General features: G+C 69.6%; 10 protein-coding genes. All 10 read left to right on the top strand.

What is annotated here, in order from left to right:
• Window positions 1–63: 63 nt before the first annotated feature.
• On the top strand, window positions 64–1,041 hold the full coding sequence (nrtL, locus tag ACZ4RZ_RS00465) for an ArgS-related anticodon-binding protein NrtL (RefSeq protein ID WP_467740605.1): 978 nt from the start codon (window positions 64–66) through the stop codon (window positions 1,039–1,041).
• A gap of 7 nt (window positions 1,042–1,048) precedes the next feature.
• Window positions 1,049–2,440, top strand: a complete 1,392-nt coding sequence (gene lysA, locus ACZ4RZ_RS00460; protein ID WP_467740603.1) for a diaminopimelate decarboxylase — start codon at window positions 1,049–1,051, stop codon at window positions 2,438–2,440.
• Between the two features lie 220 nt (window positions 2,441–2,660).
• Window positions 2,661–3,959, top strand: a complete 1,299-nt coding sequence (locus ACZ4RZ_RS00455; RefSeq protein ID WP_467741901.1) for a homoserine dehydrogenase — start codon at window positions 2,661–2,663, stop codon at window positions 3,957–3,959.
• A gap of 6 nt (window positions 3,960–3,965) precedes the next feature.
• Entirely contained in the window at window positions 3,966–5,024 is a 1,059-nt protein-coding gene (thrC, locus tag ACZ4RZ_RS00450) for a threonine synthase (protein ID WP_467740601.1), read from the top strand.
• A 452-nt stretch (window positions 5,025–5,476) separates the two neighbouring features.
• Complete coding sequence (thrB, locus tag ACZ4RZ_RS00445; RefSeq protein WP_467740599.1) at window positions 5,477–6,406, top strand: homoserine kinase; 930 nt, start codon at window positions 5,477–5,479, stop codon at window positions 6,404–6,406.
• Window positions 6,407–6,794: 388 nt separating this feature from the next.
• Window positions 6,795–8,861 carry a transcription termination factor Rho gene (gene rho, locus ACZ4RZ_RS00440; protein WP_467740597.1) on the top strand — a complete coding sequence of 689 codons (2,067 nt, stop codon included), beginning with the start codon at window positions 6,795–6,797 and terminating at the stop codon, window positions 8,859–8,861.
• A 171-nt stretch (window positions 8,862–9,032) separates the two neighbouring features.
• Window positions 9,033–10,802 (top strand): trypsin-like serine protease, encoded by a 1,770-nt coding sequence (locus tag ACZ4RZ_RS00435; RefSeq protein WP_467740595.1) that lies wholly within the window; start codon window positions 9,033–9,035, stop codon window positions 10,800–10,802.
• Window positions 10,803–11,011: 209 nt separating this feature from the next.
• Window positions 11,012–12,151 carry an LCP family protein gene (locus ACZ4RZ_RS00430; RefSeq protein ID WP_467740593.1) on the top strand — a complete coding sequence of 380 codons (1,140 nt, stop codon included), beginning with the start codon at window positions 11,012–11,014 and terminating at the stop codon, window positions 12,149–12,151.
• 160 nt (window positions 12,152–12,311) lie between these two features.
• On the top strand, window positions 12,312–12,533 hold the full coding sequence (gene rpmE / locus ACZ4RZ_RS00425; RefSeq protein WP_352052736.1) for a 50S ribosomal protein L31: 222 nt from the start codon (window positions 12,312–12,314) through the stop codon (window positions 12,531–12,533).
• 206 nt (window positions 12,534–12,739) lie between these two features.
• Window positions 12,740–13,816, top strand: coding sequence for a peptide chain release factor 1 (prfA, locus tag ACZ4RZ_RS00420; protein WP_467740591.1), 1,077 nt, complete (start codon window positions 12,740–12,742; stop codon window positions 13,814–13,816).
• The last annotated feature ends 60 nt before the right edge of the window (window positions 13,817–13,876 follow it).

The following is a 13,876-nucleotide window of genomic DNA, read 5'->3' as shown; positions in this document are numbered from 1 at the left end:
CATCCCGGACCGTCCCCCAAACCGACTCGCCTACCCACCCCCCTCCTCCCCTACGCTTGTCCCGTGACCCCCGTCGAGCTCTCCCGTACCGTGCTGTGCGCGGTGCGTCGTGCTGTCGACGCGGGGGAGCTGAATGTCGCCGTGCCCGCACGGGCCGTGGTCACGGTGCCGGGGCCGGGTGGGTGTGGGGATTACGCCACGAACATCGCCCTCCAGCTGGCGCGTCCGGCCGGGCGGCCGCCCCTGCAGGTCGCCGAGATCCTGCGGCCGCACATCAACGGCGCCCCCGGTGTCGCGGACGTCGCGATCACCGGACCCGGGTTTCTGAACATCCGCCTCGGCGGCGGGGCGTCCGCCGCGCTAGTGGAAGATCTCCTGCGGCAGGGTCCGTCGTACGGGCACGGTGACGCCCTCGCCGGGCAGGTCGTCGAGCTGCGTGTGCCGTACGACACCCGGGCCGAGGTCGTCGCCGACACCCTCGTGCGGATCGTCGCCACCCAGGGCGGCCGCGCCGAGGTGCGGCACGCCGAGCCGGTGAACCTGCGGCCCGTGCCGGCGCCGGAGGACCCCGCCCCGCTCGGCCCTGACGCCGCCCGCTGGGCCCTGCTCCACCCCGCACCCCACGACCGGCCCCGGATCACCGCCGACCACCTCGTTCAGCGCGAGAGCAACCCTCTCTTCCGCGTCCGGTACGCCCATGCCCGCACCCGGGCCCTGCGCCGCAACGCCGCCGCGCTCGGATACGTCGGCGACCCCAGCGACGTACGCCATGAGGGCGAGCTCCTCGACCTCCTCGGCGCCCTCGCCGAGTACCCGCACGCCCTGCGCGTCGCCGCGACCCAGCGCACGCCCGACCGGCTCGCCCGGCACCTCGTCGTCACCGCCGACGCCTTCCTCGCCCACCAGCACACCGTGCTGCCGCTCGGCGACGAGAAACCCTCGGCCGCCCACCGCGCCCGGCTCGCGCTCGCCGAAGCCGCCGGGACGGTGCTGGCCGGCGGCCTGTCCCTGCTCGGCATCAGTGCCCCTGACTATCTGTGAGAGAAGAATGAGCCGTTCCGCACACCCCGCCGGGCCCCGTCACGCCGATGTCCTCCCGGAGGGCCACTACACCGCCCCGCCCGCCGACCTCAACGCCCTCGACCCCAAGGTCTGGGCGCACACCGTCACCCGTGACCAGGACGGTGTGGTCAGTGTCGGAGGGATTGAAGTCACGCGGCTCGCCGAGGAGTTCGGCACACCCGCCTACTTCATCGACGAGGCCGACTTCCGCGAGCGCGCCCGCGCGTGGCGGACCGCGTTCGGGCATGACGCCGACGTCTTCTACGCCGGAAAGGCGTTCTTGTCGCGCGCCGTCGTGCGGTGGCTGCACGACGAGGGCCTCAACCTCGACGTCTGCTCCGGTGGTGAGCTCGCCACCGCCCTGTCCGCCGGGATGCCCGCCGACCGCATCGCCTTCCACGGCAACAACAAGTCCGAAATCGAAATTCGTACGGCCATGGAGGCGGGCGTCGGGCGCATCGTGCTCGACTCCTTCCAGGAGATCGTCCGCGTCGCCCACATCGCCCAGTCCCTGGGCAAGCGGCAGCGCGTGCAGATCCGTGTGACGGTCGGCGTCGAGGCGCACACGCACGAGTTCATCGCCACCGCCCACGAGGACCAGAAGTTCGGGATCGCGCTGGCCGACGGGCAGGCCGCGGAGGCGGTACGGCGGGCGCTCGCCCTCGACGGGCTGGAGCTCGTGGGGATTCACTCGCACATCGGGTCGCAGATCTTCGACATGGCCGGCTTCGAGGTCGCCGCCCGGCGCGTCGTGTCGCTGCTCGCCGCCATCCGTGACGAGCACGGTGTCGAGCTGCCGGAGATCGACCTCGGCGGCGGTCTCGGCATCGCGTACACGAGTGACGACGATCCGCGCGAGCCGCACGAGATCGCCAAGGCCCTCAGCGAGATCGTCACGCGTGAGTGCGAAGCCGCCAAGCTGCGGACGCCTCGGATCTCTGTGGAGCCCGGACGCGCCATCGTGGGCCCGACCGCCTTCACCCTTTACGAAGTCGGCACTATCAAGCCGCTCGACGGGCTGCGCACGTATGTCTCCGTCGACGGCGGCATGTCGGACAACATCCGCACCGCCCTGTACGACGCCGAGTACAGCGTCGCCCTGGTGTCGCGCACATCCGCCGCCGAGCCCATGCTCGTCCGCGTCGTGGGGAAGCACTGCGAGAGCGGCGACATCGTGGTGAAGGACGCCTTCCTGCCCTCCGACCTGGCCGCCGGCGACCTCATCGCGGTTCCGGCGACCGGCGCTTACTGCCGCTCGATGGCCAGCAACTACAACCACGCGCTGCGCCCGCCCGTCGTCGCCGTCAACGACGGCGAGGCCCGGGTCATCGTCCGCCGTGAGACGGAGGAGGATCTCCTGCGTCTCGACGTCGGCTGACACGAGCCCCTGAGGCGGGCGGGAGCAGCCCCCGAGGCGGGCTCGAACAAAGCCCCCCGACGCGGGCTCGAAGAAGCCCCAGGGGCGACGAAAGATCTCCTGCGCGTCGCCCCTGGAAAAATGAAATAGACGTCTCACGATCCGGACGAGGGATAGAAACGCCCGTCCGGTGAGTGAGACTGGTCCAACCGAAGACGGTATGAGGAAACGAGGTCGGATGATGCGTACGCGTCCGCTGAAGGTGGCGCTGCTGGGCTGTGGGGTTGTCGGCTCAGAGGTGGCGCGCATCATGACGACGCACGCCGATGACCTCGCCGCGCGCATCGGAGCCCCCGTCGAGCTGGCCGGTGTCGCCGTCCGGCGGCCCTCCAAGGTCCGCGAGGGCATCCCGGCCGAGCTCATCACCACCGACGCCACCGCCCTCGTCAAACGCGGCGACATCGACGTCGTCGTCGAGGTCATCGGCGGCATCGAGCCCGCCCGCTCCCTCATCACCACCGCCTTCGAGCACGGCGCCTCCGTGGTCTCCGCCAACAAGGCGCTGCTCGCCCAGGACGGGGCCGCGCTGCACGCGGCGGCGGAAGAGAACGGCAAGGACCTCTACTACGAGGCCGCCGTCGCCGGTGCCATCCCGCTGATCCGGCCGCTGCGCGAATCCCTGGCGGGCGACAAGATCAACCGCGTGATGGGCATCGTCAACGGGACGACGAACTACATCCTCGACAAGATGGACACCACGGGGGCCGGCTACCAGGAGGCCCTCGACGAGGCCACCGCCCTGGGATACGCCGAGGCCGACCCGACCGCCGACGTCGAAGGCTTCGACGCCGCCGCCAAGGCCGCGATCCTGGCCGGAATCGCCTTCCACACGCGCGTGCGCCTCGACGATGTCTACCGCGAGGGCATGAGTGAGGTCACCTCCGCCGACTTCGCCTCGGCGAAGGAGATGGGCTGCACCATCAAGCTGCTCGCCATCTGTGAGCGGGCCGCCGACGGGGGCTCGGTGACGGCGCGCGTGCACCCGGCGATGATTCCACTGAGCCACCCGCTCGCCTCCGTGCGCGGCGCGTACAACGCCGTGTTCGTGGAGTCGGATGCCGCCGGGCAGCTCATGTTCTACGGGCCGGGCGCCGGCGGCTCCCCGACGGCCTCCGCCGTCCTCGGTGACCTCGTCGCCGTCTGCCGCAACAAGCTCAGCGGTGCGACCGGGCCCGGCGACTCCGCGTACGCCCGGCTGCCCGTGTCGCCCATGGGCGACGTCGTGACGCGCTACCACATCAGCCTCGACGTGGCAGACAAACCGGGTGTTCTCGCCCAGGTGGCAACCGTCTTCGCCGAGCACGGCGTGTCCATCGATACGGTGCGCCAGCAAGGACGACAAGACGGAGGCGGCGAGGCCTCCCTCGTCGTCGTCACCCACCGTGCGTCCGACGCGTCCCTGAACGGGACCGTCGAGGCGCTGCGCAGCCTCGACACCGTGCGGGGTGTCGCCAGCATCATGCGGGTTGAAGGAGAGTAACCAGCAATGACCCACCAATGGCGCGGAATCATCGAGGAGTACCGGGACCGGCTGCCGGTATCCGACAGCACGCCGGTCGTGACGCTCCGTGAGGGCGGCACGCCGCTCGTGCCCGCGCAGGTGCTCTCCGAGCGCACGGGCTGCGAGGTCCACCTCAAGGTGGAGGGCGCCAACCCGACCGGGTCCTTCAAGGACCGCGGTATGACCATGGCCATCACGAAGGCCAAGGAGGAGGGCGCGAAGGCCGTCATCTGCGCCTCCACCGGCAACACGTCCGCCTCGGCGGCCGCCTATGCCGTACGGGCCGGGATGGTCTCTGCCGTCCTCGTCCCGCAGGGCAAGATCGCGCTCGGCAAGATGGGCCAGGCCCTCGTGCACGGCGCGAAGATCCTCCAGGTCGACGGCAACTTCGACGACTGTCTGACGCTGGCGCGCGCGCTGTCCGACAACTACCCGGTGGCGCTGGTCAATTCGGTCAACCCGGCGCGCATCGAGGGCCAGAAGACCGCCGCCTTCGAGATCGTGGACATGCTCGGCGACGCGCCCGACATCCACGTCCTGCCGGTGGGCAACGCGGGCAACATCACCGCGTACTGGAGGGGCTACACCGAGTACGCCGCCGACGGCATCGCCGAGCGGACGCCTCGCATGTGGGGCTTCCAGGCCTCCGGGTCCGCTCCCATCGTGCGCGGCGAGGTCGTCAAGGACCCCTCGACCATCGCCACCGCGATCCGTATCGGCAACCCGGCCTCGTGGAAGTTCGCGCTGGCCGCGCGGGACGAATCGGGCGGTCTCATCGACGAGGTGACGGACCGTGAGATTCTGCGCGCCTACCGGCTGTTGGCCGCGCAGGAGGGCGTCTTCGTCGAGCCCGCCTCCGCCGCGTCCGTAGCCGGTCTGCTGAAGGCCGCCGAGCAGGGCAAGGTCGACCCGGGCCAGACGATCGTCTGCACCGTCACCGGCAATGGCCTCAAGGACCCCGACTGGGCCGTCGCGGGCGCCCCGCAGCCGGTCACGGTCCCGGTGGACGCGGTGACGGCGGCGGAGCGGCTCGGCCTGGCATAAGGCGGAGCGGGCTCGGCCCGGTGCCAAGCCGAGCGGCTCGGCAGGGCGCATGGCTGAGCGGCTCGGCTTGGCGTAAAGCCGCCTGGCGTAAACCCGCCAGAGTCGGCCGGTGGCAGGCAGACCTTGTCGGAGGCAGGTGGAAACCTTGTCGGAGGCGGGCGGAATATCGCCAGAAGCCGACGAAAACCGCCCGACGCCAGGGTCACCCCTACGGCAACCCGATGGGGGGTGCACAGGGGGCTTACGACACGCATCGTGCGCCTCCTGTGCGCCCTATGTCGCCACAGAACCTTCCTTCGATAGGCTGTACCGAACCCGCCCGCCGCATATGCCGCGGTGCCGCGCCGTCATTACGGCCTCCGGGTCCTCCGCACGTATCGCAACTCATCGCAGTTCATCTCAATTCATCGAAGATCTCGTACATCACGCAGCTCAAGGAGAGTCATCGAGCGATGGCCGGTCCAGCGTTCCGCGCCGCCGCCGTCCGGGTGCGCGTCCCCGCCACCAGTGCCAATCTCGGCCCAGGCTTCGACGCCCTCGGCCTGTCACTGGGGCTGTACGACGACGTGGTCGTCCGGGTGGCCGACTCCGGGTTGCACATCGACATCGCAGGTGAGGGCAGCGAGACGCTCCCGCGCGACGAGAGTCACCTCCTCGTACGTTCCCTGCGCACCGCCTTCGATCTGCTGGGCGGACAGCCGCGCGGCCTCGAGATCGTCTGCGCCAACCGCATCCCGCACGGGCGGGGCCTCGGCTCCTCCTCCGCCGCCATTTGCGCCGGCATCGTCGCCGCGCGCGCCGTGACCATAGGCGGGGACACCAAGCTCGACGACACCGCGCTCCTGGAGCTCGCCACCGAGATCGAGGGGCACCCCGACAATGTCGCGGCCTGTCTGCTCGGCGGCTTCACGCTCTCCTGGATGGAGGCCGGCGCGGCGCGGGCGATCAGGATGGAGCCCGCCGATTCCATCGTTCCGGTGGTTTTCGTACCGGGAAAACCGGTGCTCACCGAGACCGCGCGCGGACTGCTGCCGCGCACCGTGCCGCATGTCGACGCCGCCGCCAACGCGGGCCGCGCCGCACTGCTCGTCGAGGCCCTGACCCGGCGCCCCGAGCTGCTGCTGCCCGCCACTGAGGACCGGCTGCACCAGGAGTACCGCGCCCCGGCCATGCCGGAGAGCGCGGCTCTCGTGGAGCGGCTGCGCGCCGACGGCATCCCCGCGGTGATCTCCGGCGCGGGCCCCACCGTACTCGCCCTCGCGGACCGGGCGTCGGCCGACAAGGTGGCCGATCTCGCAGGTCAGGTCTGGGCCGCCAACCGGCTGGACCTCGATGCCCAAGGGGCGAGTGTGCTGCCGCTCGCACCTCTCGGGGTCAATTAGCGGCGCACGGTTGCCGGATTTGGAGAGGGGGAATGTTTGTTGGATCCGGTAGTGTTAACCTCAAGTCTGCACCCGAACCCACCATGTCGAGGTGCTTCGTGTCCCCGTCCGGGACAACCATTCTTCCGGGAGCCTCCCAAACTGCTTTGTGCCATGCATTGGGTGCTATGCGCTGAGCAGTACTGAGCACGCTCCGGAACCGGCGTGACCGTGCCGATGACACCGCAAATCAGTGCCACGGCTCCGGAATCGTCATCACTAGATATTTCTTCCGCCTCTTTGGCGGACCACCGCCCCGGCACGGTCCACACAGCAAGGACCAAAGCCGGACAGCACAACCGGTCGCCGAGCCAGACAGGCCGACGTCCGCTCCAGGGAAGGACCCTTCGTGAGCGACACCACCGATCTGATGGGCGCACGTGTCGAGGAGACCGCTGCCGCGCCCGCCACGGACGCCTCCGCGCCTGCCACCGGTGCCGGCTCCCGGCGGCGCCGCGGTACCGGCCTCGAGGGCATGGTGCTGGCCGAGCTGCAGCAGGTCGCATCCGGCCTCGGCATCAGGGGCACCGCGCGCATGCGCAAGAGCCAGCTGATCGAGGTCATCAAGGAGGCGCAGGCTGGGGGTGCCCCCTCTGGGGGAGGGGGAGCCCCGGCGAAGACCGCCGAGGCAGCCACCGAGACCAAGCCGAAGCGCCGGGCCACCTCGAAGGCCCGTACGGGCGACGAGACCGCCACTGCGGCCGAGAAGAAGGCCGAGAAGGCCGCCGCCGAGCAGGCCGTGGCCCAGCAGCAGATCGAGATCCCCGGCCAGCCCGCTGGGGGCCCCTCGCGCGCGAGCGAAGCCGAGCGTGGGGGAGACGACGCCCCCGCTGAGCGCCGTCGTCGCCGTGCCACCGCCGAGGCCGGCAGCCCCGAGACGGTCGCCGCCGAGGCGAAGAGCGAGCCGAAGGCCGAGACGCCGGTCCAGGCGCAGGGCGAGCCCAAGGGCGACACCGCCGAGGGCGCCGACGGCCGTCAGGGCCGCCGTGACCGCCGTGACCGCGACCGTGACCGCGGTGGCCGGGACCGCGACCGCCGCGGCAAGGGCGACGAGCAGCAGGGCGGCCAGGGCGGTGGCCAGCAGCGCCAGGACCGCCAGGACCGTCAGCAGCAGGGCGGAGGCGGCCGCCAGGACCGCCCGCAGCAGCGCGACAACGGTCCGCAGGACGACGACGACTTCGAGGGCGGCCGTCGCGGCCGTCGCGGGCGTTACCGTGACCGTCGTGGCCGTCGTGGCCGGGACGAGATCGCAGAGCCGCAGCTCGCCGAGGACGACGTCCTGATCCCCGTCGCGGGCATCCTGGACATCCTCGACAACTACGCCTTCATCCGTACCTCGGGCTACCTGCCGGGTCCCAACGACGTGTACGTCTCCCTCGCCCAGGTCCGCAAGAACGGCCTGCGCAAGGGTGACCACGTCACCGGCGCGGTCCGGCAGCCGAAGGAGGGCGAGCGTCGCGAGAAGTTCAACGCTCTCGTCCGCCTGGACTCCGTGAACGGCATGGCGCCCGAATCCGGGCGCGGGCGGCCGGAGTTCAACAAGCTGACGCCGCTGTACCCGCAGGACCGGCTCCGTCTGGAGACCGACCCGGGCGTGCTGACCACCCGCATCATCGACCTCGTGTCGCCGATCGGTAAGGGCCAGCGCGGTCTGATCGTGGCCCCGCCGAAGACCGGCAAGACCATGATCATGCAGGCGATCGCCAACGCGATCACGCACAACAACCCCGAGTGCCACCTGATGGTCGTCCTGGTCGACGAGCGTCCGGAAGAGGTCACCGACATGCAGCGGTCGGTCAAGGGCGAGGTCATCTCCTCGACCTTCGACCGCCCGGCCGAGGACCACACCACGGTCGCCGAGCTCGCCATCGAGCGCGCCAAGCGCCTGGTGGAGCTGGGTCACGACGTCGTCGTACTGCTCGACTCGATCACGCGTCTTGGCCGTGCGTACAACCTCGCCGCCCCGGCCTCCGGCCGCATCCTGTCCGGTGGTGTCGACTCGACGGCCCTCTACCCGCCGAAGCGCTTCTTCGGTGCCGCGCGCAACATCGAGGACGGCGGCTCGCTGACCATCCTCGCGACCGCGCTGGTGGACACCGGTTCCCGCATGGACGAGGTGATCTTCGAGGAGTTCAAGGGCACCGGCAACGCCGAGCTCAAGCTCGACCGGAAGCTCGCCGACAAGCGCGTCTTCCCGGCGGTGGACGTCGACGCGTCCGGTACCCGTAAGGAAGAGCTCCTGCTCGGCAGCGACGAGCTCGCCATCACCTGGAAGCTGCGTCGTGTGCTGCACGCGCTCGACCAGCAGCAGGCGATCGAGCTGCTGCTCGACAAGATGAAGCAGACGAAGTCGAACGCGGAGTTCCTGCTGCAGATCCAGAAGACCACGCCGTCGCCGGGCAACGGCAACGACTGACGTCTCCTGCTGATCCACATCTGAGGGCCGCCCCCGTGACGGGGGCGGCCCTTTGTGCTGCCTGGGACAGGTGTACGATCACGCTTCTTTCAGCCAACTTCGAATTCGCCTGTCTCAGGGGGGACTTGAGTGGATACGTCCATATCCGGGCGCGGTCGTCACAGACGCCGGGTGCGCATAGCCGTGCCCGTCGCGGCGGCGGGTCTGGCGGCCGCGGTCGCCGGCGCGCTCCTGATGTCGTCCGCGAACGCCGCCACCGCGCTGCCCACGCCGACCGTCAAGCCCAGCACCTCCGCGCCGTCCACGGCCGAGCTGGAGAAGCGCGTCGCGGGCGCCCTCGCTGGTGACGACACCGCGGGTCAGACGACCAAGAAGTCGTCGCTGAGCGCCAGTACGAACACGTCGAGCGTCGACCCGAAGATCATCGGCGGCACCCAGACCACCATCAGCACGGCCCCGTGGATGGCCCAGCTCTGGTACTACGACGACAAGGGCACCACCGACGAGAGCGACGACCTCGGCTTCTTCTGCGGCGGCTCCGTCGTGTCGCCGACGAAGATCCTCACTGCCGCCCACTGCGTCAAGGGCTACAACTGGTTCAAGTACGGCGCCGTCGTCACCGGCACCGCCCAGCTGCCCACCACCGACAGCTCCGGCAACACCGACCTGCACGGCGGCACCGTCTCCCTGCCCCTGCGGCAGTGGAACCACCCGTCGTACAGCTCGACGACCATCGACAACGACATCGCGGTCATCACGCTGGACACCCCCGTCACCGCCAAGCCGATCCGCATGACGACGTCCGGCGACACCGCCTCGTACGCGTCCGGCACCGAGGCGACGCTCTACGGCTGGGGCCGCACGAGTTCCACCACTCAGGACATCTCCGAGACCCTGAAGACGGCCACGCTGCCCATCAACTCCGACAGCACCTGCGCCGGTGCCTACGGCAGCGAGTTCATCAAGGGCCACATGGTCTGCGCGGGCACCCCGGCGACCGGCAGCGACACCGGCACGACCACGGCGTGCAACGGCGACTCCGGCGGCCCGCTGATCGTGGGCGGCCGCATCGTCGGCGTCGTCTCCTGGGGCGTGCAGGACTGCGTCGCGAAGGGCGCGTACAGCGTCTTCTCGAAGGTCAGCACCTATGTGGGCGCGGCGTACCCGCGGGTGGAGGACACCAACCTCAGCCGTGACCACAAGGCCGACCTCTGGGTGCGCAACTCCTCCACCAAGACGGGTTACGAGAAGGACTCCACGGGCACCTCGTTCGCCGCGCGCCAGTCGTGGGGCAACTGGGACGGCGTCAACGTCGTGCTGCAGACCGACCTGAACCGGGACGGCGTCCAGGACCTCGTGGTCCGCGACAGCGGCACCGGTGACGTCTACTGGTCGCACTACGTGTGGGCGAGCCAGAGCTGGTCCACCGACAAGATCTTCACCGGCTGGAAGACCCGCACCCGCATCGTCGCTCCCGGCGACGTCACCGGTGACTACCTGCCCGACCTGCTCTCGGTCGACTCCGGCGGCACCCTGTGGATCTACCCGGGCAAGGGCAACGGCACCTTCTCCAGCCGGGTGAGCGTCGGTACGGGCTGGAACCAGTACAACTCCCTGCGCGGACACGGCGACTTCACCGGCGACGGCAAGGCCGACCTGATCGCCCGCAGCAAGACCGGCTCGTACGTCTACCTGTACAAGGGCACCGGCAAGTCCGGCACCGGAGCCTTCTCCAGCCGCGTCAAGGTGCGCACCTGGGACGGCTACAACGCCTTCGACGCCACCGGTGACGTGACCGGCGACGGCAAGGCCGACTTCCTGGCCCGGACACCCGGCGGCACGCTCTACCTGTACCCGGGCACCGGCAAGGCGACCAGCGAGATCTTCGCCACAAGAATCTCGGTCGGTACTGATTTCAAGCAGTACGACATCTTCGGCTGAAATCGCAGGTGAGCGGGGTTTCCCCGATCGCGCCGACAACGCAGCGTGCGCACCGCTTTACGCGGTGGGCACGCTGCGTTGTGCAACCCTTTCCCTCGTTTCCCCGTCTGACCGTACGGAGTGACCATGGAGCGGTACGCATCGTCACGGCCAGCTGGGCTTGGCCCTGAACGCAGGGGGTAACCGACCGCAGAGGGACTGAGGAGCAGATGTCTGCCGAGAGCACGCCGGAACCTGGCATACCCGGGGGGTCCGACACCAGCGCCCCGCGCCGCCGCGCGAAGGGCCGCCGCCGCAAGACGCGCACTACGCGCCGCAAGGCACTCCTCGTCACCGCCTGGACCGCTGCGGGCATCGTCGTGCTGGGGGGCACGGGCGCCGGCATTCTCTACTTCAAGCTCAACAGCAACCTGAAGAACGTCGACATCAACCAGGCCCTGGGCGCCGACCGGCCGACGAAGGTCGACAACGGCTCCGAGAACATCCTGGTCCTGGGCTCCGACACGCGCTCCGGCAGCAACAAGAAGCTGGGCGGCGGCACCGACGACGGCAGCGCCCGCTCCGACACGGCGATGATCGTGCACGTGTACAAGGGGCACAAGAAGGCCAGCGTGGTCTCCATACCCCGCGACACCCTCGTCGAGCGGCCCTCGTGCACCGACACCCAGGGCGTGACGCACGACCCGGCCTCCGGCGTGATGTTCAACTCCGCGTACTCCACCGGGGGCGCCGCCTGCGCGGTGAAGACCGTCGAGTCCATGACCGGTATCCGCATGGACCACTACCTCGAGGTCGACTTCAGCGGCTTCGAGAAGCTCATCGACGACCTGGGCGGTGTCACGGTCACCACGACCAAGAGCATCAAGGACCCCGACAGTCACCTGAATCTGACGGCCGGCACGCACACGCTCAACGGCAAGCAGGCGCTCGGCCTGGTCCGCACCCGGCACGGCGTCGGCGACGGCTCGGACCTCGGCCGTATCCAGCTCCAGCAGGCGTTCATCAAGGCCCTGGTCGACCAGGTCAAGCACATCGGCGTCCTGTCCAACCCGAAGAAGCTGTACGACCTCGCCAACACCGCGACCAAGGCCGTCACCACCGACTCCGAGATCGGCTCGGTCTCCGACCTCGCCTCCTTCGCCAACGGCCTCAAGGGCATCAGCTCGTCGAACATGCACATGGTGACGATGCCGGTCCAGTACGACGCCGCCAACGCCAACCGCGTCCTCGTCGACAAGGCCAAGTCCGAGCTGGTCTGGAAGGCGCTGAAGGACGACCGGCCGATCCCGAAGGCGGCCACCGAGGGCACGGCCACGGGCACCGCGAAGGGCGTCGTCAGCTCCGGCTGAGCGGCACGAGAACCCCCACGAGAACCCCCGGGGAATAGATCACCGCGCCCCCCGGTTTTGGGGGATGCGGTCAGTCCTGGCAGACTGGTACGTCGGCTCCGGTTCACGCTCCCGCAATCCGCGGCGGCGACCCGGCGCCCTCCCGAAACTAGGAGACACCTTGAAGCGCGACATCCACCCCGAGTACGTCGAGACGCAGGTCAGCTGCACCTGTGGCGCGTCGTTCACCACCCGTAGCACGATCTCCAGCGGTGCCATCCGCGCCGAGGTCTGCTCCGAGTGCCACCCGTTCTACACGGGCAAGCAGAAGATCCTCGACACCGGTGGCCGTGTGGCCCGCTTCGAGGCCCGCTTCGGCAAGGCTGCCGCTGCCAAGAAGTAGCGAGCCCACAGCGCCGGTCTCCGGTGCCCCCATGCCGGGGGCGCCGGGACCGGCGCTTTGCGGTGCAGCCCCCTCCCCCAAGCTCGCGACTTCTCCCCCAGTGCCTTAAGGGCCTGGGAGGGACCCCCAGAGCAGGGGGAACCCCCATGCCGTACCTACGTCCCCGAGCCCACACTGGAGCTGGGGACAGCCCATTGGAGCCGGAGATGTTCGAGGCGGTCGAGGAACTCATCGGCGAGCACGCCGATCTGGAGAAGAAGCTCGCTGACCCGTCGGTCCACGCCGACCAGGCCAACGCGCGCAAGCTGAACAAGCGCTACGCCGAGCTGACCCCGATCGTCGCGACGTACCGCTCCTGGAAGCAGACCGGGGACGACATCGAGACGGCGAAGGAGTTCGCGGCCGACGACCCGGACTTCGTGGCCGAGGTCAAGGAGCTGGAGAAGCAGCGCGAGGAGCTCACCGAGAAGCTCCGGCTGCTGCTGGTCCCGCGCGACCCCAGCGACGACAAGGACGTCATCCTCGAGATCAAGGCGGGCGCCGGCGGCGACGAGTCCGCCCTCTTCGCCGGCGACCTGCTGCGCATGTACCTGCGCTATGCGGAGCGCGTCGGCTGGAAGACCGAGATCATCGACTCCACCGAGTCCGAGCTCGGCGGCTACAAGGACGTCCAGGTCGCCGTGAAGACCAAGGGCGGCCAGGGTGCCACCGAGCCCGGCCAGGGTGTCTGGGCGCGCCTGAAGTACGAGGGCGGTGTGCACCGCGTGCAGCGCGTGCCGTCGACCGAGTCGCAGGGCCGTATCCACACCTCCGCGGCCGGTGTCCTTGTCACCCCCGAGGCCGAGGAGGTCGACGTCGAGATCCACGCGAACGATCTGCGCATCGACGTCTACCGCTCGTCGGGCCCCGGCGGCCAGTCCGTCAACACCACCGACTCCGCGGTGCGCATCACGCACATTCCCACCGGAGTCGTAGCCTCCTGCCAGAACGAGAAGAGCCAGCTGCAGAACAAGGAGCAGGCGATGCGTATCCTGCGCTCCAGGCTCCTCGCGGCGGCGCAGGAGGAAGCGGAGCGGGAAGCCGCTGACGCCCGTCGCAGCCAGGTCCGTACCGTCGACCGCTCCGAGAAGATCCGTACGTACAACTTCCCGGAGAATCGCATCTCGGACCACCGAGTCGGCTTCAAGGCGTACAACTTGGACCAGGTGCTCGACGGGGACCTCGGCGCGGTCATCCAGGCCTGCGTCGACGCGGACTCGGCGGCCAAGCTCGCGGCCGCCTGAGAGCAGGCCGCGTAACAGCGGTACCCAGCACACGACAACAGCTCAGCCCCGGAGGACCAG

The sequence above is a fragment of the Streptomyces sp. NPDC027189 genome (assembly GCF_055566975.1).
Note: the sequence above shows the minus strand (reverse complement) of the source record. Positions and strands in the feature narration are given on the sequence as shown.

Bases quoted from the DNA above. Each gene is read 5' to 3' on its own strand.
- ACZ4RZ_RS00430 (WP_467740593.1), top strand. From the start codon at position 11,012: ATGTCTGCCGAGAGCACGCCGGAACCTGGCATACCCGGGGGGTCCGAC.
- prfA (WP_467740591.1), top strand. From the start codon at position 12,740: ATGTTCGAGGCGGTCGAGGAACTCATCGGCGAGCACGCCGATCTGGAG.
- lysA (WP_467740603.1), top strand. From the start codon at position 1,049: ATGAGCCGTTCCGCACACCCCGCCGGGCCCCGTCACGCCGATGTCCTC.
- thrB (WP_467740599.1), top strand. From the start codon at position 5,477: ATGGCCGGTCCAGCGTTCCGCGCCGCCGCCGTCCGGGTGCGCGTCCCC.
- thrC (WP_467740601.1), top strand. From the start codon at position 3,966: ATGACCCACCAATGGCGCGGAATCATCGAGGAGTACCGGGACCGGCTG.
- ACZ4RZ_RS00455 (WP_467741901.1), top strand. From the start codon at position 2,661: ATGCGTACGCGTCCGCTGAAGGTGGCGCTGCTGGGCTGTGGGGTTGTC.